Source organism: Mesorhizobium sp. M0296 (assembly GCF_040321675.1).
Classification (GTDB): domain Bacteria; phylum Pseudomonadota; class Alphaproteobacteria; order Rhizobiales; family Rhizobiaceae; genus Mesorhizobium.
On record NZ_JAMYRZ010000001.1, the window covers coordinates 47,942 to 69,523 of the forward strand.

The 21,582-nt window shown below is 64.6% G+C and carries 25 protein-coding genes; 15 read left to right on the forward strand and 10 right to left on the reverse strand.

Features of this window, described 5'->3' with window-relative positions:
• Positions 1–62: 62 nt before the first annotated feature.
• Both NKI97_RS00235 and NKI97_RS00240 read left to right on the forward strand, forming a co-directional pair.
• Positions 63–1,241, forward strand: a complete 1,179-nt coding sequence (locus NKI97_RS00235; RefSeq protein ID WP_352451217.1) for a D-alanyl-D-alanine carboxypeptidase family protein — start codon at positions 63–65, stop codon at positions 1,239–1,241.
• 4 nt (positions 1,242–1,245) lie between these two features.
• Positions 1,246–2,373, forward strand: coding sequence for a CobW family GTP-binding protein (locus NKI97_RS00240; RefSeq protein ID WP_352745341.1), 1,128 nt, complete (start codon positions 1,246–1,248; stop codon positions 2,371–2,373).
• 194 nt (positions 2,374–2,567) lie between these two features.
• Here the strand turns inward: NKI97_RS00240 and NKI97_RS00245 are convergent, their stop codons facing one another.
• From NKI97_RS00245 to NKI97_RS00265, 5 genes are all read right to left on the reverse strand, one after another.
• The gene (locus NKI97_RS00245; protein ID WP_352745344.1) at positions 2,568–2,843 is read right to left on the reverse strand and encodes a sulfurtransferase TusA family protein; all 276 of its coding nucleotides are present in this window, start codon (positions 2,841–2,843) and stop codon (positions 2,568–2,570) included.
• Positions 2,844–2,848: 5 nt separating this feature from the next.
• Positions 2,849–4,174, reverse strand: coding sequence for a L,D-transpeptidase family protein (locus tag NKI97_RS00250; RefSeq protein ID WP_352832556.1), 1,326 nt, complete (start codon positions 4,172–4,174; stop codon positions 2,849–2,851).
• A 212-nt stretch (positions 4,175–4,386) separates the two neighbouring features.
• On the reverse strand, positions 4,387–5,337 hold the full coding sequence (locus NKI97_RS00255) for an acetyl-CoA carboxylase carboxyltransferase subunit alpha (protein WP_352451195.1): 951 nt from the start codon (positions 5,335–5,337) through the stop codon (positions 4,387–4,389).
• 99 nt (positions 5,338–5,436) lie between these two features.
• Positions 5,437–6,354: a site-specific tyrosine recombinase XerD gene (locus tag NKI97_RS00260; RefSeq protein ID WP_352832053.1), complete on the reverse strand. Its 918-nt coding sequence runs from the start codon at positions 6,352–6,354 to the stop codon at positions 5,437–5,439.
• Entirely contained in the window at positions 6,351–6,500 is a 150-nt protein-coding gene (locus NKI97_RS00265) for a hypothetical protein (RefSeq protein WP_023677884.1), read from the reverse strand. The genes NKI97_RS00260 and NKI97_RS00265 overlap by 4 nt, the downstream gene beginning before the upstream one ends.
• Positions 6,501–6,658: 158 nt before the next feature.
• Between NKI97_RS00265 and NKI97_RS00270 the strand changes: the two genes are divergently transcribed.
• The 4 genes from NKI97_RS00270 (at position 6,659) to NKI97_RS00285 (ending at position 10,140) form a co-directional block, all read left to right on the forward strand.
• Positions 6,659–7,261: a shikimate kinase gene (locus NKI97_RS00270; protein WP_352457618.1), complete on the forward strand. Its 603-nt coding sequence runs from the start codon at positions 6,659–6,661 to the stop codon at positions 7,259–7,261.
• On the forward strand, positions 7,258–8,400 hold the full coding sequence (gene aroB / locus NKI97_RS00275) for a 3-dehydroquinate synthase (RefSeq protein ID WP_352832056.1): 1,143 nt from the start codon (positions 7,258–7,260) through the stop codon (positions 8,398–8,400). Before NKI97_RS00270 ends, aroB begins: the two co-directional genes overlap by 4 nt.
• Positions 8,397–9,293: an HlyC/CorC family transporter gene (locus tag NKI97_RS00280; RefSeq protein WP_352745351.1), complete on the forward strand. Its 897-nt coding sequence runs from the start codon at positions 8,397–8,399 to the stop codon at positions 9,291–9,293. The genes aroB and NKI97_RS00280 overlap by 4 nt, the downstream gene beginning before the upstream one ends.
• A gap of 76 nt (positions 9,294–9,369) precedes the next feature.
• A complete protein-coding gene (locus NKI97_RS00285) occupies positions 9,370–10,140 on the forward strand; it encodes an alpha/beta hydrolase (protein WP_352832558.1) in 771 nt (256 codons plus the stop codon).
• Between the two features lie 3 nt (positions 10,141–10,143).
• On the opposite strand, the gene NKI97_RS00290 is transcribed toward NKI97_RS00285, so the two are convergent.
• Entirely contained in the window at positions 10,144–10,446 is a 303-nt protein-coding gene (locus NKI97_RS00290) for a BolA family protein (protein WP_352832059.1), read from the reverse strand.
• 133 nt (positions 10,447–10,579) lie between these two features.
• Here NKI97_RS00290 and NKI97_RS00295 point away from each other — a divergent pair, with 133 nt between their 5' ends.
• From NKI97_RS00295 to NKI97_RS00320, 6 genes are all read left to right on the forward strand, one after another.
• Complete coding sequence (locus tag NKI97_RS00295) at positions 10,580–11,209, forward strand: J domain-containing protein (protein WP_036238769.1); 630 nt, start codon at positions 10,580–10,582, stop codon at positions 11,207–11,209.
• Between the two features lie 123 nt (positions 11,210–11,332).
• A complete protein-coding gene (gene cobS, locus NKI97_RS00300) occupies positions 11,333–12,319 on the forward strand; it encodes a cobaltochelatase subunit CobS (RefSeq protein WP_352451201.1) in 987 nt (328 codons plus the stop codon).
• Between the two features lie 11 nt (positions 12,320–12,330).
• Positions 12,331–14,229, forward strand: coding sequence for a cobaltochelatase subunit CobT (gene cobT / locus NKI97_RS00305; RefSeq protein WP_352743737.1), 1,899 nt, complete (start codon positions 12,331–12,333; stop codon positions 14,227–14,229).
• The gene (locus NKI97_RS00310; RefSeq protein ID WP_352745362.1) at positions 14,226–15,251 is read left to right on the forward strand and encodes an esterase-like activity of phytase family protein; all 1,026 of its coding nucleotides are present in this window, start codon (positions 14,226–14,228) and stop codon (positions 15,249–15,251) included. Before cobT ends, NKI97_RS00310 begins: the two co-directional genes overlap by 4 nt.
• A 188-nt stretch (positions 15,252–15,439) precedes the next feature.
• Positions 15,440–15,808 carry an ArsR/SmtB family transcription factor gene (locus NKI97_RS00315; protein WP_352451219.1) on the forward strand — a complete coding sequence of 123 codons (369 nt, stop codon included), beginning with the start codon at positions 15,440–15,442 and terminating at the stop codon, positions 15,806–15,808.
• Positions 15,805–16,290, forward strand: coding sequence for an SRPBCC family protein (locus NKI97_RS00320; RefSeq protein ID WP_352832063.1), 486 nt, complete (start codon positions 15,805–15,807; stop codon positions 16,288–16,290). The genes NKI97_RS00315 and NKI97_RS00320 overlap by 4 nt, the downstream gene beginning before the upstream one ends.
• Before the next feature lie 57 nt (positions 16,291–16,347).
• On the opposite strand, the gene NKI97_RS00325 is transcribed toward NKI97_RS00320, so the two are convergent.
• From NKI97_RS00325 to rpmB, 3 genes are all read right to left on the reverse strand, one after another.
• Complete coding sequence (locus NKI97_RS00325) at positions 16,348–17,022, reverse strand: polyamine aminopropyltransferase (RefSeq protein WP_352451205.1); 675 nt, start codon at positions 17,020–17,022, stop codon at positions 16,348–16,350.
• A 55-nt stretch (positions 17,023–17,077) separates the two neighbouring features.
• Positions 17,078–17,758 carry a queuosine precursor transporter gene (locus tag NKI97_RS00330; protein ID WP_352832066.1) on the reverse strand — a complete coding sequence of 227 codons (681 nt, stop codon included), beginning with the start codon at positions 17,756–17,758 and terminating at the stop codon, positions 17,078–17,080.
• An 82-nt stretch (positions 17,759–17,840) separates the two neighbouring features.
• A complete protein-coding gene (gene rpmB / locus NKI97_RS00335) occupies positions 17,841–18,137 on the reverse strand; it encodes a 50S ribosomal protein L28 (RefSeq protein WP_006328411.1) in 297 nt (98 codons plus the stop codon).
• 612 nt (positions 18,138–18,749) lie between these two features.
• Here rpmB and NKI97_RS00340 point away from each other — a divergent pair.
• From NKI97_RS00340 to NKI97_RS00350, 3 genes are read left to right on the forward strand one after another with little or no spacing between them, the layout of a single operon-like run.
• On the forward strand, positions 18,750–19,541 hold the full coding sequence (locus tag NKI97_RS00340) for a DUF3108 domain-containing protein (protein WP_352451207.1): 792 nt from the start codon (positions 18,750–18,752) through the stop codon (positions 19,539–19,541).
• Between the two features lie 42 nt (positions 19,542–19,583).
• Complete coding sequence (gene yddG / locus NKI97_RS00345) at positions 19,584–20,471, forward strand: aromatic amino acid exporter YddG (protein ID WP_352451208.1); 888 nt, start codon at positions 19,584–19,586, stop codon at positions 20,469–20,471.
• Positions 20,471–21,139, forward strand: a complete 669-nt coding sequence (locus NKI97_RS00350) for a lysoplasmalogenase family protein (RefSeq protein WP_352832069.1) — start codon at positions 20,471–20,473, stop codon at positions 21,137–21,139. Before yddG ends, NKI97_RS00350 begins: the two co-directional genes overlap by 1 nt.
• Positions 21,140–21,144: 5 nt before the next feature.
• On the opposite strand, the gene NKI97_RS00355 is transcribed toward NKI97_RS00350, so the two are convergent.
• Positions 21,145–21,573, reverse strand: a complete 429-nt coding sequence (locus NKI97_RS00355; protein WP_352451210.1) for a cupin domain-containing protein — start codon at positions 21,571–21,573, stop codon at positions 21,145–21,147.
• Positions 21,574–21,582: the final 9 nt, after the last annotated feature.

A 21,582-nucleotide genomic window follows, 5' to 3' on the forward strand; every position in this document is an offset into this window, starting at 1 on the left:
CGTGTAACGAAATCTTACGGAGCCAGGTGGGACTGCGGCAAGAGGCTATTTCGGTTTTCATGATGCGCTACAGGCATTTCCTCAAACTGTTGGTGGCGGGCACGGTGGTGCTTGCGTCGCTGGCCGGGCCTGCCTTGGCCAATCCGACAATCCTGTTCGACCTGAACAGCGGCAAGATCCTGCAGCACCAGGAGGCGTTCAGGCGCTGGTACCCGGCTTCGCTGACCAAGCTGATGACCGCCTATGTGGCGTTTCGTGCGATTGCCGCGGGCGAGGTCCAGCTCGATTCGCCGATCAAGGTAACGAAACATTCTGCCGGCGAGCCGCCGAGCAAGATGGGCTTCAAGCCGGGCTCGGTGATGCGGTTGGATAATGCGCTGAAGATGATGCTGGTCAAATCGGCCAACGATATCGCCATGGCGGTCGGCGAGAATATCGGCGGTTCGCAAGCGGCTTTCGCCGAACGCATGAACGCCGAAGCGCAGAGGCTCGGCATGAGCGGGTCCCATTTCGTCAATCCGAACGGGCTCTATTCGCCGGACCAGTATACGACAGCGCGCGATCTCGCTTTGCTGGTGATGGCGATTCGCAAGGAATTTCCGCAATATGCCCCCTGGTTCTCGATCGAAGGCCTTGCCGTCGGCAAGAAGGCGATCTCCAACTACAACCTGCTGATCGGCCGCTATCAGGGTGCCGACGGCATGAAGACGGGTTTCGTCTGCTCGTCCGGTTTCAACATGATCGGCTCGGCGACCCGCAACGGCCGCACCCTGGTCGCCGTGGTGCTCGGCGAACGATCGGCAGTCACCCGCGCCGAGGCGGCGGCAAAATTGCTCGACCAGGGTTTTGCAACCCCGGCGCCGAGCTGGCTGACGGTCGCGGCGCTGCCCGCCTATGGCGACACCATGTCGGCCAACGACATGAACGACGAAATCTGCAAGAAGAAACCGGTCGAGGAGCAGTCGGAAGCCGCCCCCGCGGTCGGCGACAAGGGCAAGGACGTGCCGAAATCGCCCTATCAGGAAAAGCTCGACCATGTACCGACGCTGATCGCCGTAGGCCTCGGCGGCGCCACGGGGCCGAAGCCGAAGGCGATGCTCGACGCCTCCGGGCAGGAATATGCCGACGTGCCGCTGCCGACATGGCGGCCGGACCGGGCGCCGCCGGCCGGCGCCGAGCCAGTTGTGGCCGGATCCGCCACCGCCGCGCAGGTCCAGCAGCCGGCCAAGGCGCTGAACTAGCCGCATGGCCGGCTTCCCGATCCCCGTTTCGGTGCTCACCGGCTTTCTCGGTGCCGGCAAGACGACGCTGCTCAACCGGCTGCTCCGGGATCCGGCGCTCGCCGACACCGCCGTCATCATCAACGAGTTCGGCGAGGTGGCGATCGACCATCTCCTGGTCGAGCAGGCCTCCGACGGCATCATCCAGCTCTCCGACGGCTGTCTCTGCTGCACGGTGCGGGGCGGGCTGGTCGACACGCTGGCCGACCTCGTCGACCGCCTGCAGACCGGCCGCATCGACCGGCTTGCTCGCGTCATCGTCGAGACCACCGGGCTCGCCGATCCCGCCCCCGTACTGCAGTCGATCATGGCACACCCGGCCCTGGTCCAGGCCTTCCGGCTCGACGGCGTCATCACCCTGGTCGATGCCGTCAACGGCAATGCGACGCTCGATGCCCATGTCGAGGCGGTGAAGCAGGTGGCCGTCGCCGATCGCATCGTGCTCAGCAAGGCCGACCTGACCACGGATGCAGGCGATGTCGAGGCGTTGCGGGCGCGGCTCAGGCAGCTCAACCCGGGCGCCGTGGTGCTTGACGCGGGCGAGGCAAGCACCGCGACCCTGTTCGATAGCGGCCTCTACAATCCGGCCACCAAATCCGTCGATGTGCAGCGTTGGCTCGGCGAAGAAGCCGGCCACGACCATGACCACGACGGGCATGACCACGGCGGGCATGATCACGACGGGCATGACCATGCCGACCATGATCACCATGACCACAGGCACGATTCCCGCGTGCGTTCGTATTCGCTGGTTCATGACGGGCCGGTGCCGTTTTCGGCAATCGAGATGTTCCTCGATCTGTTGCGCTCGGCGCATGGCGAGCGCCTTTTGCGGATGAAAGGCGTCATCGAGCTTGCCGAAGACCCGTCGCGGCCGCTGGTTATCCATGGCGTGCAGAAGATCCTGCATCCGCCGGTGCAACTGCCGGCCTGGCCGGACAGCCAGCGCGGCACCAGACTGGTGCTGATCACGCTCGACATGCCCGAAGACTATGTCCGGCGGCTGTTCGCCGCCTTCACCAACCGGCCGTCGATCGACACGCCGGATCGCGCAGCACTGGAAAGCAACCCGCTGGCTATTGCCGGATCGTGATCTCCCCCCTTGAGGGGGAGATGTCGCCGAAGGCGGCAGAGGGGGTCGCCTCGGCTGGCGCGACCCCCTGTGGGACGAAAGAAAAGGTTGGCGCTTCACGCGCGGCAACCCCCTCTGGCCTGCCGGCCATCTCCCCCTCAAGGGGGGAGATTATCCCGCTCAGCCGCTTTCGCCAGAACGAGCTAAGTCGAGACTCAGCCGATCCCGCGCTCGACCAGGAAGCGGTGGCCGCCTGACATCGCCGTTGTCTCGATCAGCCGATGGCCGCTCTCGGCGCAGAAGGCGGGAATGTCGATGACGGCGAGCGGGTCGGTGGTTTCGAGCCACAGCCGGCTGCCCGGCTGCATTGCGGCCAGGCGCTTTTTTGCCTTGAGCACCGGCAACGGGCAGTTCAGGCCTTTGAGGTCGTAGACGGCGGCGGGGCTGGTTGAGGGCCTGTGTTCCTGTCCCCCATCGTCTTGCTCAAGCATGAAGTTCAGCCGCCAAACATGCCGAGCAGCTTCTTCTTCAACCTTGTCGCCGTGCTTTCGGCGTCCGCAGCCTGCGTTTCGACTGCCGGGGCGGCGTCCGATGGCGCTACGGTGGCGGTGGCGACAGGCACCTCGGCGGCGGTCTTGGCAGCTTCCTTTTCGGCGAGCGCCTGGGCTTTGGCAGCTTCCTTCTCGGCCAAGGCCTGTGCCTTGGCTGCCGCTTTCGCGGCCTTCGCCGCTTCTATCGCGGCAAGCCGCTGTTCCTCGGCCTTCTGCTTGGCGGCCTTTTCGGCGTCGAGCGCCGCCATCTTGCGGCCCGCCGGCGAATCGATGCGGCCCATGCGCGCCGTTTCGGCCACCGTGCCGTCCGGGTTGAGCGAGGGCGGCTCGATCGGAACGCGTTCGCCGCGGGCACGCCGCTTCGACCAGTCGGAAACGATGCTGGCTTCCTTGATCCCGGCGATGGTCGGCTTGGGTGCCGGCACGCTGGCCTTGACGGCGCCGTTGAAGGCCGCCTCATAGGTGCTTTGATAGGCGTTGATGGCGCTCTTCAGCGAATCGGGCTGGGTGGTCGCAGGGCAAGCGCCGGTCGGATTGAAGGGCGAGCCGTCGGCCGCTACCTGGTTGAAGACGTAGCGCTTCTCGCAGACGTCGACTTTCGGCGGCACCTTGGTGACCTCGAAATTGTCGTAGCCGACCTTCAGCATCTTCCAGAATTCGTAGTTCGGGTCGTTGCGATAGCGCGCCATGTTGGCTGCGGTCATGCGGAACGGAAAAGCCTGGATCTGGAACTCGGTCTGGCCGCCCTGGAAGGCGTCGCGGCCGAAGGCGTAGATCTGCTCGATCTGCGCGTCGGTCATCGAATAGCAGCCAGACGACGAGCAGGCGCCATGGACCATCAGGTTGGAACCAGTGCGGCCATTGGCGCGGTCATAGGCGTTCGGGTAGCCGATGTTGAAGGACAGGTGGTAATTCGACCGCGGATTCATCTGTGCCGGGCGGACCGTGTAAAAGCCTTCCGGCGCCTGGCGGTCGCCTTCGGTGAACTTCGGCCCGAGCTTGCCCGACCATTTGCAGATGTCGTAGCTGGCGACCAGGTCGTAGCGGCCGTTGGTCTTGGCCTTCCAGATTTCGAGCTTGCCTTCTTCCTTGAAGATGCGGGCCATCACCGAGGAGGTGCGGACCATGCCCTTGGCTTTCATCTCGGCCAGGATCTTGTCCGGCAGCGGCTTGTTGGCTTGCGGCGCAAAATCCTTCATCGAAGCGTCATTGCAGCCGGCGACGCCGATCGCAGCGATCAGAACTCCGGTGCGGGCAAGCTTGGCAAACATGGATATGGCTATCGTCTTCATCTCTGCGCCGCGGATGCCGCGGCTGCTAAACTGACCACTGACGGACCCTAAGCCCGTTAACCTTGAAAATTCCTTACCGCAATCATGCTGGCGCGTCCCCTTACGGCAACCCCACTGAGCCGAATGCGGCGGCATTTTTGTGGCAAAACTGGTTCACGCCGCCACATTTCGGGCCGCGTGCCTGCCGGACGTTACAGATTGCGGCCCATCGCCAGGTATTTCTCGCGGCGATGCTCGCGGAAGTCGGTGTTGGCGCCGGAGAATTCCTTCATCGTCCTGGCGATGAGGTCGCCGGTGGCGGCAATCACCGTTTCGGGGGCGCGATGGGCACCGCCGAGCGGCTCGGCGACGATGGCGTCGATGATCTTCAGCTCCAACAGATCCTGCGCCGTGATCTTCATGTTGGTCGCAGCGTCCTTGGACCGCGTGGTGTCGCGCCACAGGATCGAGGCGGCGCCTTCCGGCGAGATCACCGAATAGATGGCGTGTTCGAGCATGTAGACGCGGTTGGCGGTGGCGATCGCTATGGCGCCGCCCGAGCCGCCTTCGCCGATCACCACCGAGATCGACGGCACCTTCAGGCCAAGGCAGGCCGAGGTCGAGCGGGCGATGGCTTCCGCCTGGCCGCGCTCTTCGGCGTTGACGCCCGGATAGGCGCCGGCCGTGTCGACCAGCGTCAGCAGCGGGATTTGGAAGCGGTCGGCGAGTTCCATCAACCGCACCGCCTTGCGGTAGCCCTCCGGCCGCACCGAGCCGAAATTATGCTTCAGCCGGCTTGTCGTATCGGAACCCTTCTCCTGGCCGATGATTGCCACCGGCTCGCCACGGAAGCGGGCGAAGCCGCCGACGATCGCCTGGTCCTCGCCGAAATTGCGGTCGCCGGCGAGCGGCGTGAAATCGGTAAGCAGACCCTTGATGTAGTCGATGCAATGCGGCCTGTCCGGATGGCGCGCCACCTGCACCTTCTGCCATGGCGTCAGCGCCTTGTAGGCGTCGCGCAGCGCATCGCGCGAGCGCTTTTCGAGACGGGCGATCTCATCGCCGACATCGACCGCCTCGCCGTTCTCGGCAAGCTTCTTCAGCTCAAGGATCTTGCCTTCGAGATCCTGCACAGGCTTTTCGAAATCGAGGTAATTGTACATTCTTGGGCGGACCGGCAAGTCGGAAGGCAATGACTGACGCAAGCCTGAAAATGCAGGCTGGGCGCGGTGGAACGTCGTTCTCACATAGCGACATGACGCCTAGTCGGCAAGCGGATGATGATCGTTGACCAGACGCACCAGCCGCTCCTCCAGCACATGCGTGTATATCTGCGTCGTTGAAATATCGGCATGGCCGAGCAGCTGCTGCACGGCCCTGAGATCGGCGCCGTTCTGCAGCAGATGGCTGGCGAAAGCATGGCGCAGCACATGCGGCGATATCTTCGCCGTGGCAATGCCGGCCCGCGCGGCAAGCCCTTTCAGCTCGCGGGCAAAGACCTGTCTCGAGAGATAGCCGCTGTCGGCGGCGGCCGGAAACAGGAACGGGCTGTCGGCAAAAGCCGGCACCGTTGCCCGTGCGGCAAGCCATGTCCGCATCGCCGCGCGCGCCTTGGCCGACAGCGGCACCATGCGCTCCTTGTTGCCCTTGCCGCGCACCATGAAGAAGCGGTCGTCGCGCTGTGCCACCGTCACGGGAAGGCCGACCAGCTCCGAAACGCGCAAGCCGGTGGCGTAGAGCACCTCGACCAGTGCGTGCAGGCGCAGCGCCGCCAGCCTGTCGCCGTCATGCATGGAGGGGTCCACCGCCTCCTGCGCCGCGCGGTCGAGCAGCCGGCCGGTATCGGCCTCGCTCATCGTCTTAGGCAGCGGCCGGCCTTTCCTCGGACTGTCCAGCGTGCCGGTCGGATCGTCACCCCGCAGGCCTTCGGCGTAGAGGAACTTGAAGAACTGCCGGATCGCCGACAATTTGCGTGCCTGCGAGGTGGCGGCAAAGCCGCGCGCGGCGATGTCGTCGAGATAGGCACGGATGTCGGCGCTGGTGGCAGCGGCAAGCCCACCGCCGATCCCGGCGGAAGCGTCTTCGAGGTCGCGGCGATAGGAGGAAAGCGTGTTTTCGGCGGCGCCGCGCTCGGCGCTCATCATCTCCAGGAAAGCTTCGATGCGGGCGGCGCTGTTCATTTTTTGGGATTGAGCTTTTCCGGAGGGATACGCACGCTCATTTCCGCCTTTCTCGGCTCGACGAACATGACCAGGGCGAACATCGCGCCATAGACAATGCCGGCCAGAATCGCGAGCGTCACGACAAAGCGAAACAGTGTTGGCATTAATTTTCGCCCGTCGTCTTATTCTGCATTTCCAACCCTGTGCCCTTATGAGACGCCAATCCGGCCAATTCAAGGGTGAAGCCCATAGTCCAGGTTGCGCCGCGCTTGACGCAAACAGGCTTTTGATGTCGATACGCCGCCAAAGAGGCCCTAGAAGCATGAACGCGCTACCAGCAAATCCTCCGGGCGAGAGCCATGCCGCGCTGCTCGGCCGGCTGGGCGGCCGTTCCATCGTCTTTGTCGGGCTGATGGGCGCCGGCAAGACGGCGATCGGCCGTAAGGTGGCGGCGATGCTGGCACTGCCCTTCATCGACAGCGACCAGGAGATCGAAACTGTTTCGCGCATGAGCGTTCCGGACCTGTTCGAGCGCTATGGCGAGGCGGAGTTCCGAGCACTGGAGCAGCGCGTCATCCTGCGTGTGCTGGAGCACGGGCCGCAGGTGCTGTCGACCGGCGGCGGCGCCTTCATGAACGCGCAGACGCGCGAGGCGATCGCCAGCCATGGCGTTTCGGTTTGGCTGAAAGCCGAGATCGACCTGTTGATGGAGCGCGTTTCCAAGAAACAGAACCGGCCGCTGCTGAAAAGCGCCGATCCGCGCGCCGTGCTGGAACGGCTGATGGCGGAACGCTACCCGGTTTATGCCGCGGCCGATGTCGTCGTGCCGACCCGCGACGACCGCAAGGAGATCATTGCCGCCGAAGTGGTGGACGCGCTGCGCGGCCATCTCGGCGTTGCCGATATTGACGAGGTGCGGTCGTGAGCGCTGATGCAACGGTCTCTGTCGAAGTCGGGCTTGGCGAGCGTGCCTACGATATTTTGATCGGTCCCGGCCTGCTGTCACGCGCCGGCGCCGAGATTTCGCGCTGTCTGCCGGGGACGCGGGCGGCGGTCGTCACCGACGAAAACGTTGCGGCCGCGCATCTCGCGACGCTTGCGGCCGGCCTGGCAAGCGGTGGCATCCAACATGCCGTCATCACGTTGCCGCCAGGCGAAAAGACCAAGAGCTTTGCGCATCTCGAAGAGGTGGTCGACGGCGTGCTGGCCGCCAAGCTGGAGCGCGGCGACGTCGTCATCGCGCTCGGCGGCGGCGTCGTCGGCGACCTCGCCGGCTTTGCCGCCGGCATCGCGCGGCGCGGCATGAACTTCGTACAGGTTCCGACCTCGCTGCTGGCGCAGGTCGATTCCTCCGTCGGCGGCAAGACCGGCATCAACAGCAAGCGCGGCAAGAACCTGGTCGGGGTATTCCACCAGCCGAGGCTGGTGCTGGCCGACACCGAAGTGCTCGACACGCTGCCGATCCGCGAGTTTCGCGCCGGCTATGCCGAACTGGCCAAATACGGGCTGATCGACCGGCCCGAGTTTTTCGCCTGGCTGGAAGAAAACTGGCGTCAAGTGTTTGTCGGCGGGCCGGAGCGGGCTGCGGCCATCGCCGAGGCCTGTCGTGCCAAGGCCGACGTCGTTGCCCGCGACGAGTTCGAGACCGGCGACCGCGCGTTGCTCAATCTCGGCCACACCTTCGGTCATGCGCTGGAGGCGGCGACCGGCTATGACGGCGCAAGGCTCGTGCATGGCGAGGGCGTCGCCATCGGCATGGCGCTGGCGCACCGCTTTTCGTCAAGGCTCAATTTGGCGAGCCCCGACGACGCGGCGCGTGTCGAGGCGCATCTTCGCGCCGTCGGTCTGCCCTGGCGCATGGCCGACATTCCAGGCGAACTGCCCGACGCCGAGACGCTGTTCTCCTTCACCACCCAGGACAAGAAGGTGTCGCGCGGCGAGCTGACCTTCATCCTGACGCGCGGCATCGGCCAGGCCTTTATCGCCCGGGATGTGCCGGCCTCGGAAGTGCTGGCGTTCCTCCGGGAGAACCATCCGGGTCGGCAGGAAAGCCGCCCGGGATGAGCCAGGCCGGCTGGATCGCGGCTGCCGTGCTCGCCGGCCTCGGCCTGCTGGGCTTCGTCTTGCGCCGGCGCCTGCTCGCCGCCTTCGGCTACGAGCTGCAACGCATCGAGCCGCAGCGCTCGGCGCGCGAGGAACTGCGCGGCGCCGTCGACGATTTCCGTCGCGACGGCCAGGCGGTGCGCGAGGACCGCGCCCGCATCGGCGGCCTGTTCGACCTCGAGGAGCTCGAAGTGTCGGACGTCATGGTCCACCGCACGAATATGCGCTCCGTCAACGCCGACGACCCGCCCGAAGCGGTGGTTCGCGAGATCCTGCAGAGCCCGCACACCCGCATGCCGTTGTGGAAGGGTTCGCTCGACAACATTGTCGGCGTGCTGCACGCGAAGGATCTGCTGCGCGCGCTGAACGAGGTCGGCAACGATTTTTCCAGGATCGACGTGATGAAGATCGCGTCGAAACCGTGGTTCGTGCCCGACACCACGACGCTTCAGGAGCAGCTCAATGCCTTCCTGCGCCGCAAGGCGCATTTCGCCATCGTCGTCGACGAATATGGCGAGGTCGAAGGGCTGGTGACGCTGGAAGACATCATCGAGGAGATCGTCGGCGAGATCGCCGACGAGCACGACATCGACATCCAGGGCGTCAAGCAGGAGGCCGACGGCTCCGTCGTCGTCGACGGCACGGTGCCGATCCGCGACCTTAATCGGGCGCTCGACTGGAACCTGCCGGACGAGGAAGCCACCACCATCGCCGGCCTTGTCATCCACGAGGCGCAGTCGATCCCGGACGAAAAGCAGGCCTTTACGTTTCACGGCAAGCGCTTCGTCGTCATGAAGCGCGACAAGAACCGTATCGCGCGGCTGAGGATCAAGCCGGCGATGCTTGGAGAATGACAGTGCGCACCTTGTGGCAGCCGTGGGCAGTCAGGAGTTGGTGACGATCGATCGGCGAAGCCTGCTTCTGGCGTCGATGGCGGCGCTGCTGCCGGGACAGGCGGCGGCATTGCGGCTGCGTTCGCCGTCGCCCGAAACCTTCGACTATGGGCCGGCCAAGCTCGACATCTATTCCCGCGATGGCGCAAGCGGCCTGCCGGTTGTCTTCTTCGTCCATGGCGGCGCCTGGCGGGTCGGCAACCGCAACAATGTCAATTCCAAGCCTGGTTTCCTGCTCGACAATGGCTTCGGCTTCGTCTCGATCGACTACCGGATGCTGCCTGAAGCCGACGTCGCCACCCAGGCGGCAGATGTCGAACTGGCCTATCGTTACGTCCGCGCCAACATCGCCAGGCATGGCGGCGATCCGGACCGGATCGTCGCCATGGGCCATTCGGCCGGCTGCCATCTCGTCGCATTGACCGGGCTGCGCGGCGGCCTGCCCGGCGTCGCGGCGCTGGTTCTCGACGACACCAGGGCCTACGATCTGGAGGCGCTGGCCAGAAGCGGCGGCATGGCAGGGGTCTATGCCCGCGCCTTTCCCGATCCGGCGCAGTGGCGCGCGCTGTCGCCTGTCACCTATGTGGAAGGCCGCAAGCACCCGCCGACCTTCATCGCCCATTCGCGGGCGAAAGCCCGCGCGGCGGACGCGCAGGCCTTCGCCGGGCGTCTGCGCGCCACCGGAACCAGGATCACGCTGTTCGACGGCAGCGCCTATTCGCACATGTCGATCAATCGCGACTTCGGCACCGACGGCGATGCATTGACCGCCGCGGTGATGGCTTTCCTGAGGGCGAGCCTCGGCTGAAATTTACCAGCGGGTCTTTTCACCGGGCGCCACCGGCTCGATCGCCAGGGCGTGGACGCCGGATTTCAACTCCTCGGCCAGCAGATCGTTGACTGCGCGGTGACGCGCGACGCGGCTCATGCCGGCAAAGGCTGGCGCGACGATTCGGACGCGGAAATGCGTCTCGCCAGTGCCGTCGAAGGTGGCGTGATGGCCGGAATCCACATGATGATGCCCGGCATGGAGATGGCTTTCGTTGATGACGTCCAGCCGTTCCGGCGAAAACGCCTTTTTCAGCTTATCTTCCATCGTTGCCTGTATGGACATCGCCGCTTCCCTTCACCACATCTATGTCATCGCACAAAATTCGCAATTCGCCGGTTTTATGCCGCGATTCAGCGGTTAGGGCGATCATCGCGAAAATGTCAATTCTTGTTTCGCATCAGCGAACAGCCCATAAATGGGTGAGATGAAGCCGTACCCAAAATATTTCGAGAAGATTCGCATCCGCCCGGAGAAGGACGCGGAGCTGAAGTCGCGTTCGCCGATCTGCCAGTGGGATGGCTGCAAGGAGGCCGGTACCCACCGTGCCCCGGTCGGACGGATGAAGGAAGGCGAGTATTTCCAGTTCTGCTTCGACCATGTGCGCGAGTACAACAAAGGCTTCAATTATTTCTCGGGCGTTCCCGACACCGAGATCGCGCGCTTCCAGAAGGAAGCCATGACCGGCCATCGGCCGACCTGGAAAATGGGCGTCAACGGCGCCTCGACCCGCTCCTCGCCGGACTTTGCCCAGGCGCGCTCCGGTCGCGCCGGCTACTACAATCGCATGCGCGATCCGTTCGACCTGTTCAAAGGCCCCAAGGACCCGCGCGAAGCACGCGAGCGCAAGGCCAAGCCGCTTGAGGCCAAGGCACTGGAAACGCTTGGCCTTGATACAAAGGCAACTGGCAAGGATATCAAGGCGCGCTATAAGGAACTTGTGAAACGCCACCATCCGGATGCGAATGGCGGCGACAGAGGTTCGGAAGACCGGTTCCGCGATGTGCTCCAGGCCTATCGCGTGCTCAAGCAGGCAGGTTTGTGCTGAGCGACCTTACGGTTCGTGTCGCTTTCCAACTTTCATAAGGTTGGAAAAGGCTCTAAGACCGCCCCCGAACAAAATCGATTGCCGGCGAAACGCGGCGTTTCGCTTGTGGAGACGTTGATAGAGATGAACAAGGTCGATCGCGACATCGCCAACCTGCCCGACACCACGGTGTCGGTGAAGGAGACATTCGGCTTCGACTCCAAGATGGTGGTGCCGGCCTATGCGGTGACGAGCGAGCACGTGCCCGACATCGATCCGGACTACCTGTTCGACAAGAACACGACCATGGCGATCCTCGCCGGCTTTGCCTACAATCGCCGCGTCATGGTGTCGGGCTATCACGGCACCGGCAAGTCGACGCATATCGAGCAGGTCGCCGCCCGCCTCAACTGGCCCTGCGTGCGTGTCAATCTCGATAGCCATGTCAGCCGTATCGACCTCGTCGGCAAGGACGCCATCGTCGTCAAGGACGGGCTGCAGATCACCGAATTCCGCGACGGCATCCTGCCCTGGGCCTATCAGCACAATGTCGCGCTGTGCTTCGACGAGTACGATGCCGGCCGCCCGGACGTGATGTTCGTCATCCAGCGCGTTCTGGAATCGTCGGGCCGGCTGACGCTGCTCGACCAGAGCCGGGTCATCCGCCCGCACCCGGCCTTCCGGCTGTTTTCGACCGCCAACACGGTTGGGCTGGGCGACACCACCGGCCTCTACCACGGCACCCAGCAGATCAACCAGGCGCAGATGGACCGCTGGTCGATCGTCACCACGCTGAACTACCTGCCGCACGACAATGAAGTGAACATCGTGCTGGCCAAGGCCAAGCACTACCGCGATGGCAAGGGCAAGGAGATCGTCAACAAGATGGTGCGCGTCGCCGACATGACGCGCTCGGCCTTCATCAACGGCGATTTGTCGACGGTTATGAGCCCGCGCACGGTTATCACCTGGGCCGAGAATGCCGAAATCTTCGGCAATATCGGCATGGCGTTCCGGCTGACCTTCCTCAACAAATGCGACGAGCTGGAACGCTCGCTGGTCGCCGAGTTCTATCAGCGCGCCTTCGGCGAAGATCTGCCGGAATCGGCTGCCAATGTGGTGCTGGGCTAAGCAGAGTCTCGATGGCGGGTCCGGGCGACAACACGCGAAACAAATCCAAGACCGGCGCTGAGAACGACAGCTTCAAGCGCGCCGTCACCGTCTGCATGCGCGCCATCGCCGGCGACAAGGATCTCGAGGTCGGCTTCGCCAAGGACCGGCCGGCGCTGGCCGGCAGCCGCGCCCGGCTGCCGGAATTGCCGAAGAAGGCATCGAAGGCGGACATCGCCATCACCCGCGGGCTCGGCGATTCCATGGCGCTGAAGCGCGCCTGCCACGATGCGCGCATCCACACCAGGCTGGCGCCGGAAGGCAAGCAGGCCCGCGCCATCTACGACGCGGTCGAGCAGGCCCGGGTGGAGGCGATCGGCAGCCGCGCCATGCAGGGCGTCGCCGACAATATCGGCTCGATGCTGGAGGACAAATACGCCAGGACCAACCTCGTCGACGTCAAGGACAAGGCCGACGCGCCGATCGAGGAAGCGCTGGCGCTGATGGTGCGCGAAAAGCTGACCGGCCGCACTGTGCCGAAAAGCGGCGAACGGCTGGTCGATCTCTGGCGGCCCTGGGTCGAGGAAAAAGCCAGCGCCGATCTCGACGGGCTGTCGGCAAAGCTCGATGACCAGCAGGCGTTCGCCCGCGTGGTGCGCGAGATGCTCGCCTCCATGGAAATGGCCGAGGAGCTCGGCGATGACCAGGAGACGGAAGACTCCGAGGACAACGACGAAAACCAACCGCAAGGCGAGGAGCAGAGCGAGGAGGGCGGCGAAGACGATTCCGGCTCCGAGCAGTCGCAGTCCGAGGATACCGAGGCATCGTCGGACGACGAGCAATCGGCCGAGACGGAAGCCTCCGACGCTACCGCCGAGGATCTCTCCGACGATGACGACGCCGATGCGGAGACGCCCGGCGAGGCGCGCCGCAACGACAACCCCTTCACCAATCTGCCGAAAGAGATCGATTACAAGGTCTTCACCACGGCCTTCGACGAGACCGTTGGTGCGGAGGAACTGTGCGAGGAGGAGGAACTCGACCGGCTGCGCGCCTTCCTCGACAAGCAGCTCGCCAACCTTTCCGGCGTCGTCGGGCGGCTGGCCAACCGGCTGCAGCGCCGCCTGATGGCGCAGCAGAACCGCTCCTGGGATTTCGACCTCGAAGAAGGCTATCTCGATCCGGCACGGCTGGTGCGCGTCGTCATCGACCCGATGCAGCCTCTGTCCTTCAAGCAGGAGCGCGATACCAAATTCCGCGACACGGTGGTGTCGCTGGTGCTCGATAATTCGGGTTCGATGCGCGGCCGGCCGATCACCGTCGCCGCGACCTGCGCCGACATCCTGGCGCGCACGCTGGAACGCTGCGGCGTCTCGGTCGAAATCCTCGGCTTCACCACCCGCGCCTGGAAGGGCGGACAGGCGCGCGAGAAATGGCTGAAGGAAGGCAAGCCGCCGAACCCCGGCCGGCTCAACGATCTGCGCCACATCATATACAAATCCGCCGACCATCCGTGGCGTCGGGCGCGCCGCAACCTCGGCCTGATGATGCGCGAGGGCCTGCTCAAGGAAAACATCGACGGCGAGGCGCTGCTGTGGGCGCACAACCGGCTGATCGCGCGGCCGGAGCAGCGCAAGATCCTGATGATGATCTCGGACGGCGCGCCGGTCGATGATTCGACGCTGTCGGTCAATCCGGGCAATTATCTCGAGCGGCATCTGCGCGCCATCATCGAGCTCATCGAGACGCGCTCGCCGGTCGAGCTTTTGGCCATCGGCATTGGCCACGACGTCACCCGCTACTATCGCCGCGCCGTCACCATCGTCGATGCCGAAGAACTGGCCGGCGCCATGACCGAGCAGCTGGCCTCGCTGTTCGCCGAGGAAACCGTGCGCGACACGCGGCGCGGCGGCATGCGGCGCGCCGGATGATTTTTTCCCGCGGCGGCTTTTGGCAGAAGCTTTTGGCCGCCATTGCGTTGTTCGGCATCACTTTGGCCCCGGCTGTCGCTGCCGGCCCGGCCTCGGTCGAGCCGGCCGAAATCTCGGCCCGGCCCATAACCCAGTTTCGCATCGGCAATGACGAAAAACAGTTCGGGCCGCTCGAATTCGTCGGCGGGCTCGAAATGACCTCGCCGACGCGCGATTTCGGCGCGCTGTCGGCGCTTCGGTTCCTCAAGCCAGGCAGCGATTTCATCGGCGTCGCCGACACCGGCTTCTGGTTCTTCGGCACCCTCGTTCACGATGCCGACAAGCGGCCTTCCGGCATCCAGAATTTTCGCATGCAGCAGATGGTCGATGCGGCCGGCCAGCCGATCGACGAGAAATGGGCGGTCGATGCCGAAGGCCTCGCGGTCAAGGACGGCATTGCCACGGTCGGTTTCGAGCGCGATCACCGTATCGCCGAGTTCAAGATCGATCCGGACGACATGAAGGCGCCGTTCAGGCAATTGGACTTCCTGATTCCGGCCTGGGAACTTCGGCGCAATCGCGGCTTTGAGACCGTCACCCGCGCCAATCTCAACGGGCAGCACGCGGGCGGACTGGTCGTGGTGTCGGAAAAGAGCCTCGACAAGACCGGCAACATCTTTGCCGCGATCATCGAAGGGCCGCGCAAGGGCGTCTTCACCGTCAAGCGCAATGGCGATTTCGACATCACCGACGGCGCCTTCCTGCCGGACGGCGACCTGTTGCTTCTGGAGCGCAGTTTTTCGATGGCCGGCGGCGTCAAGATGCGGCTGCGGCGCATCTATGGCGAAAGCGTCGAGAAGGGCGCCGTCGCCGACGGGCCGGTGCTGCTCGAAGCCGACATGGGCTACCAGATCGACAACATGGAAGCGCTCGACGTCTGGACCCGCGACGATGGCGCGCTGATCGTGGCGCTGATGTCCGACGACAACCACTCGATCCTGCAGCGCAATCTTTACCTGGAATTTGTGCTGCACGAGGATTGACGCGCGACCGGCCTGCTGGCTGACAGCATCGCTGGCGTTTCCGCGCCGTTTTGCAGCGCAGGCAATTTCCCTTGCAATTTCCCCTGGCAATGACCCGCGTCGCGGGTTTTCCAGCCGGCTCTCACCATCTGCAAAAATACTTTAGTCGTGACTTGACAATTTGTGTCATCGGCGAAATACTCAAGTCCATGCTTAAGTATTCCGAGATTGACAGCATCCTGCGGGCTCTTGCCGAGCCGACGCGCCGGGCAATCCTGGAAAGGCTGAGCCGCGGGCCGGCCACCGTCAGCCAGTTGGCGGAGCCGTTCGGCATGACCTTCGCCGCCGTGCTCCAGCACCTCCAGGTGCTTGAAGCGTGCGGGCTGATCCGCAGCGAAAAGATCGGGCGCGTGCGCACCTGCCGGATCGAGCCCGGCGGGCTAGCCCCGCTTGCCGACTGGATCGCCGCGCGCCGTACGCCGGCCGAACGCCAGCTCGACCGTCTCGGCCAGATCCTGGCGGAGACTGACCAATCGAAAGCAACACTCCACGAGCAGGAAAAGGACGACAAGAAATGAACCAGATTGCCCCGGTTAACGACGAGCACTCCGTCATCCATTCGACCTTCACGATCGAGCGGACCTATCCGCAATCGCCCGAGCGCGTCTTCTTCGCCTTTGCCGACAAGGCGACGGTGCGGCGCTGGCGCGTCGAAGGCGACGGCTTCACCATCGCCGAATTCACCTTCGATTTCCGTGTCGGCGGCGGCGAGGTTTCGCGGTTCAGCTACCAGGGCGGCCCGGAGATCAGGCTCGATGCGCAGTTCCAGAACATCGTCCCTGACCGGCGCATCGTATTTTCATACCGGATGGCGGTCGGGGCGCAGCCGCTGTCGGCGTCGCTCACCACGGTCGAGCTTGCACCTTCCGGCGAGGGCACCCGCCTGACCTATACCGAACAGGGTGCGTTCTTCGATGGCGTCGATTCAGCGCAAGGGCGCGAGGAGGGCACGCGCGGGCTGCTGCAGGCGCTTGCCGCCGAGCTTCAGAAGGCGAGGTAGAGGTTCGCCGGCGTACCGGGCGGCGTCCAACAAGGCCCGCCCGGATTGCGAGGTGGCCTATTGCCCCTTGCTCGCGAGCCAGACGATGTGACGGGCGCCGCGCTTGCCGTGAGCCCGCACCTTGACCTCCTCGACCGTGAAGCCGGCCTGCTTGAGCCTTCGGGTGAAACCTGCGTCAGGGCCCTGCGACCAGACCGCCAGCACACCGCCGGGCTTGAGAGCTGCTCTCGCGCTGATCAGGCCGGCTGCGCTGTAGAGCGCATCGTTGGCCTTGTAGACGATGCCCTCGGGGCCGTTGTCGACATCGAGCAGGATCGCGTCCCAGGCCGAAGCTTGCGATCGGATGAGCTGACCGACATCGGCCTCACGAATGCTGACGCGCGGGTCGTCAAGGCAGCCGCCGAACAGCTCGGCCATCGGGCCGCGCGCCCAAATCACGACCGCCGGCACCAGTTCGGCAACGGTGACCTGGGCGTCGTCGGCAAGCTCGGCCAGCGCCGCGCGCAAGGTAAAGCCCATGCCGAGGCCGCCGATCAGGATGTTTGGGGTCCGGCGGCCGGCAATCCTTTGGCAGGACAGTTTCGCCAGCGCCTCTTCGGAACCGCTGAGCCGGCTGTTCATCAGCTCGTTCGCGCCAAGCATGATCGAGAATTCGCCGCCGCGCCGCTTCAGGCGGAGTTCCTGTCCGCCGTCAGGCGTTTTTGCCGAGTCCAGTTGAAGCCAGGGGATCATGCTCGATAGTCTTTGAGCATGATCTTGTCCGAAAACCGGTTCCCACTTTTCGGGATCATGCTGCCAGTGCCGGCTGGCTCCAGCGGGCGGCAAGCAGCCGGTAGGGGATCAGCGCCACCACCGCTATGATCAGCTTGACGCTGAGATCGCCGAGCGCCCAGGAGACCCAGCGCATCGTCTCGACCGGCAGCACGCCCATCAGCGGCGCGGTTTCCAGCGCAAAGCCGTCGTTGGGCCCGGCGAAGGCGAACGCCGCCGCGAAGGCGACGGTGAAAAACACCACCGTATCGAAAACGGAGCCGACCAGCGTGCCGACGATCGGTGCGCGCCACCAGCTCTGCCGGCGCAGCCGGTTGAACACGGTGACGTCGAGCAACTGCGCGGTGAGGAAGGCGGCACCCGACGCCGCGGCAATGCGCACCAGCCGGTCGGCGGCGGTCTCGAATTCGATCAGGCCGTGGCGAAACAGCAGCGGTGAGATGACGATCGAGCAGATCACCGCTGTCATGAAGCCGACAAAGACGATCCTGCGCGCCACCGCCGGCCCATAGCGGCGGTTGGCGAGATCGGTGACCAGGAAGGAGAACGGATAGGTGAAGGCGCCCCAGGTCAGGATGTCGGCCAGCGACAGCCCGCCGATTGCGCCTTGCATCGGGAACTGCACGAGGATGTTCGAGGCCACGACGACGAGCGCCATGGCCGCCACGAAGGGCAGGTACCGCGAGAGGAAAATCATTTTTTTATCCTGGGTAATGGAACCAGCGGAACGCGATCCGGAGTTCGGACCGCGCCCTGGAAGGCGGCTGCCGCCGAAAAACTCAGGCGGCCGGCTGCTCGGCGAGCTTCTTGGCGATCTGCTTCTTCAACAGGCGGGCGCGCTGCGACAATTCCTTGGCATCGGCCTTGGCCAGGAAGGCGTCGAGGCCGCCGCGATGCTCGACCGAACGCAGCGCGTTGGCCGAAATGCGCAGGCGCACGTTCTGGTTCAGCGCTTCCGAGATCAGCGTCACATTGACGAGATTGGGCAGGAAGCGACGCTTGGTCTTGTTGTTGGCGTGGCTCACATTGTTGCCGGACATGACTGCCTTGGCAGTGAGTTCGCAGGTGCGGGACATGGTTCTAACCTTCGGTTCTCGGTCCTGGCCAAACATTCGACCCGCGCCGGGTGGCGCGCGGTTTCGGTCAGGCGGCCTTATGGAAAAAGTTGGCGTTCCATAGTTGCATTTCGCCGAGGCGTCAAGCTTGGGGTTGGTTAGTGCCAAGGGAATCAATCAAAAGATGACCGATGCCGGCGCTGCCCCTCATCCGCCTGCCGGCACCTTCTCCCCGTATAGTGACGGGGAGAAGGGGCTTGGCCGCAGGCTCGGCGCTTCTGCAACTTCGCAAATTGGCGAAACCCTTTGCAAGGCGACCTTCTCCCCGTCCCTATACGGGGAGAAGTGCCCGGCAGGGCGATGAGGGGCTGCGCAAACCTGTAGCGATTTTCCAGGTGGCCACATTTTGTTCTTGCTTTGTGCCGGCAGCTATGCTACTAATTTCGGTATGGTGCTAATTGGCTCCAACGACCCGCCCGCCGAGGCGGGTTTTTTATTTTGGCTGTCGACCAGCCCCAACGTTGCCTGCCGACGGCGCCTTTCACATTAAGGCCGGAATTCAGCCTATAAGCGGTCGCACAGGGACATGCCAGACCGGAGCCGCCCCGTCCGGTCGACAATCAAGGACCCGCCATGCCTCGTTCTTTCCTCCATGCCCTGGTCGTGCTGATGGCCGTCGCGCTTTCGACGACGGTTTCGGCCGCTGAGCCGCAATCCTTCACGGGCGAATATTCGGTGTCGTTCCTCGGCCTCTCCGTGGCCAAGGCGAAATTCTCCAGCCATTACGAGGGCGACACCTATTCGATCGAGGGCAGCGTTTCCGCCGCCGGGCTCGCCACTTTGTTCGACGACACGCGAGGCACGATCTCGTCGAAGGGCAAGATTTCGGGCAAGCAGTTGCAGCCGCAAGCGTTCCACGCCGACTACACGTCCGGCAAGAAGGCATCGATGATCGACATCCAGTTTGCCAACGGCGTCGTCACCTCGACCAAGGTCGTGCCTGAGCCGAAGAAGCGCAATCCCGAGAATTGGATACCGCTGGCCGGCAGCCATCTCGTATCGGTCCTCGATCCGATGGCCGCCACCGTCATCCATGCCGACAGCCTCGACCAGGTCTGCGGGCGCACGGTGAAGCTCTATGACGGCGAAATGCGTGCCGATCTGAAACTGACCTACGAGTCCAAAGGGTCGATCTCGGTGGCCGGCTACAAGGGCGATACGGTCACCTGCAGGCTGGGCTTCGAGCCGGTGGCCGGTTACCGCAAGAACCGCAAGGCGCTGAACTACCTGAAGAAACGCAGCCGCATCATGGTGACGTTTGCACCGGTCGGCCAAAGCGGCGTATATGCGCCGATCCGCGCCACGGTCAGCACGCAAATCGGCCCGCTGACGATCAGCGCAGAGCGGTTCGAAGCAAACGAATAGGCGTGATGGTGCGCCGCCAACGATGGGCAGGGGGCGACGGGTATGGCGCGCGCAACACTGATCGGCTTCTGCGCGGTCGCCATGTGGGCGCTGCTGGCGCTGCTTACGGATGCCTCGGGCGCCGTGCCGCCGTTCCTGCTTTCAGCAATCACCTTCACGATCGGCACCTGCGTCGGGCTGGTTGCCCGGCTGTTCATGCCGGCAGCCGACGGGGCCGCGAAGATACCGCGCCAGGTCTGGGTGATCGGCATTGCCGGCCTGTTCGGCTACCACTTCTTCTATTTCACCGCGCTGCGCAATGCGCCGGCCGTCGAGGCCAGCCTGATTGCCTATCTGTGGCCGCTGCTGATCGTGCTGGGGTCGGCGCTGATGCCGGGCGAGCGGCTGGCCTGGAACCACGTCGCCGGCGCGCTGCTCGGCCTTGCCGGCACGGTCCTGATCGTCACCAAGGGCGGCGGGCTTGCCTTCGACGCGCGTTATGCCTTCGGCTACGCGATGGCCGGCGTCTGCGCGGTGCTGTGGTCGTCCTATTCGCTGTTGTCGCGACGCTTCCCGTCGGTGCCGACCAGCATCGTCACCTGGTTCTGCGCCGCCACCGCGGCCCTTTCGCTCATCTGCCATCTGTTGCTTGAACAGACGGTGCTGCCCGCCGGCGCCGGCCAGTGGCTGGCCGTGCTCGGCCTCGGTCTGATGCCGGTGGGGGCGGCGTTCTATGCCTGGGACATCGGCGTCAAGCGCGGCAACATCCAGGTGCTGGGGGCGGCGAGCTATGCCGCGCCGCTGCTGTCCACCCTGGTGCTGATCGCCGCCGGCTTCGCCGAGCCGTCATGGCGCATCCTCGCCGCCTGCGTGCTGATCACCGGCGGCGCGGCACTGGCGGCGAAATCGCTGTTGCTGCGCAAGAGGGCTACGAGCGAGGCAAACGCTTGATGCCGTTTTCCGGCGGCATCGATGCCAATGCCAATGCGACGCTGCTGTTTTCGCTGGCGGCGGCGGTGATTTACGCGTTCAGCCTCGGCATGCCGCCGCGCCTTTCGCGGTCGGCGGCAAGGACATTGGCGGTGGCGATGCTGCCGGTGCTGGTCGCGCAGCAGGGCGGCCCATGGCTGCTCGTCGCCGCGCTGGGCGCCAGTGCCATCGGCGACGCCTTCCTGTCGCGCGACGGCGAGAAGGCATTTCTTGGCGGCACGGCCAGTTTTCTTGCCGCGCATGTGCTTTACGTCGTGCTGTTCCTGCGCGCCGGCAGCGGCCTCGGGCTGCTCTCGGCCGAACCGTGGCGAGGAATTATCGCCCTGGCGATGGCCGTGTTGGCGCTGGCGATGGTTTTCGCGCTCTGGCGCCGCATCGGCCCGGCCTTGCGTTTGCCGATTGGCATCCATGCCGCGGCACTGCTTGCCATGGGCATTGCGGCGCTCACCCTGAACAGCGTCTGGGTCGTCGTCGGCGTCGTCCTGCTCATGCTGTCCGACGGGCTGCTCGCTGCGGAAAAGTTCCTGCTGCCCGCCATCTCGCCGCACCGCATTTGGGTGCGCCATGCAGTCTGGGTGCTGTATTACGTCGGCCAGTTGGCGGTCACGCTGGGTTTCCTGTTGGGCTAAGGTGCCTAGGGCGTGCCCGGCAGCCAGCCTGGTTCGGCGAGTTCGAAGGCGGCGAAATCGAAACCCGGCGCCACGGTGCAGCCGACCAGGGTCCATTCGCCGAGGCTGCGCGCCGACTGCCACCAGCCTGCCGGCACGACGATCTGCGGCCGCTCGCCCGCGGCAAGTGCCGTACCGAGGATCTCCTCGATGACGGGACCGCCTTCTCGGTGTATCGACAGCGCCAGCGGCGCGCCGTCATAGAAGTGCCAGACCTCCGCCGCGTCCCTGACCCGGTGCCAGGCCGACAATTGGTCCTTCTCCAGGAGGAAATAGATCGCCGTCGAATGGCCGCGGGCGCCTTCCGCGCCGTCGCGAAAGGTCTCGGCATACCAGCCGCCTTCCGGATGCGGCTTCAGGCCGAGCAGGGCGATGATTTCGGCGGAACTGGTCATGACCCTAGC

Coding starts and splice junctions, on each gene's coding strand:
- NKI97_RS00235 (WP_352451217.1), top strand. CDS start 63: ATGCGCTACAGGCATTTCCTCAAACTGTTGGTGGCGGGCACGGTGGTG.
- NKI97_RS00240 (WP_352745341.1), top strand. CDS start 1,246: ATGGCCGGCTTCCCGATCCCCGTTTCGGTGCTCACCGGCTTTCTCGGT.
- NKI97_RS00245 (WP_352745344.1), bottom strand. CDS start 2,843: ATGCTTGAGCAAGACGATGGGGGACAGGAACACAGGCCCTCAACCAGC.
- NKI97_RS00250 (WP_352832556.1), bottom strand. CDS start 4,174: ATGTTTGCCAAGCTTGCCCGCACCGGAGTTCTGATCGCTGCGATCGGC.
- NKI97_RS00255 (WP_352451195.1), bottom strand. CDS start 5,337: ATGTACAATTACCTCGATTTCGAAAAGCCTGTGCAGGATCTCGAAGGC.
- NKI97_RS00260 (WP_352832053.1), bottom strand. CDS start 6,354: ATGAACAGCGCCGCCCGCATCGAAGCTTTCCTGGAGATGATGAGCGCC.
- NKI97_RS00265 (WP_023677884.1), bottom strand. CDS start 6,500: ATGCCAACACTGTTTCGCTTTGTCGTGACGCTCGCGATTCTGGCCGGC.
- NKI97_RS00270 (WP_352457618.1), top strand. CDS start 6,659: ATGAACGCGCTACCAGCAAATCCTCCGGGCGAGAGCCATGCCGCGCTG.
- NKI97_RS00280 (WP_352745351.1), top strand. CDS start 8,397: ATGAGCCAGGCCGGCTGGATCGCGGCTGCCGTGCTCGCCGGCCTCGGC.
- NKI97_RS00285 (WP_352832558.1), top strand. CDS start 9,370: ATGGCGGCGCTGCTGCCGGGACAGGCGGCGGCATTGCGGCTGCGTTCG.
- NKI97_RS00290 (WP_352832059.1), bottom strand. CDS start 10,446: ATGTCCATACAGGCAACGATGGAAGATAAGCTGAAAAAGGCGTTTTCG.
- NKI97_RS00295 (WP_036238769.1), top strand. CDS start 10,580: ATGGGTGAGATGAAGCCGTACCCAAAATATTTCGAGAAGATTCGCATC.
- cobS (WP_352451201.1), top strand. CDS start 11,333: ATGAACAAGGTCGATCGCGACATCGCCAACCTGCCCGACACCACGGTG.
- cobT (WP_352743737.1), top strand. CDS start 12,331: ATGGCGGGTCCGGGCGACAACACGCGAAACAAATCCAAGACCGGCGCT.
- NKI97_RS00310 (WP_352745362.1), top strand. CDS start 14,226: ATGATTTTTTCCCGCGGCGGCTTTTGGCAGAAGCTTTTGGCCGCCATT.
- NKI97_RS00315 (WP_352451219.1), top strand. CDS start 15,440: ATGCTTAAGTATTCCGAGATTGACAGCATCCTGCGGGCTCTTGCCGAG.
- NKI97_RS00320 (WP_352832063.1), top strand. CDS start 15,805: ATGAACCAGATTGCCCCGGTTAACGACGAGCACTCCGTCATCCATTCG.
- NKI97_RS00325 (WP_352451205.1), bottom strand. CDS start 17,022: ATGATCCCCTGGCTTCAACTGGACTCGGCAAAAACGCCTGACGGCGGA.
- NKI97_RS00330 (WP_352832066.1), bottom strand. CDS start 17,758: ATGATTTTCCTCTCGCGGTACCTGCCCTTCGTGGCGGCCATGGCGCTC.
- rpmB (WP_006328411.1), bottom strand. CDS start 18,137: ATGTCCCGCACCTGCGAACTCACTGCCAAGGCAGTCATGTCCGGCAAC.
- NKI97_RS00340 (WP_352451207.1), top strand. CDS start 18,750: ATGCCTCGTTCTTTCCTCCATGCCCTGGTCGTGCTGATGGCCGTCGCG.
- yddG (WP_352451208.1), top strand. CDS start 19,584: ATGGCGCGCGCAACACTGATCGGCTTCTGCGCGGTCGCCATGTGGGCG.
- NKI97_RS00350 (WP_352832069.1), top strand. CDS start 20,471: ATGCCGTTTTCCGGCGGCATCGATGCCAATGCCAATGCGACGCTGCTG.
- NKI97_RS00355 (WP_352451210.1), bottom strand. CDS start 21,573: ATGACCAGTTCCGCCGAAATCATCGCCCTGCTCGGCCTGAAGCCGCAT.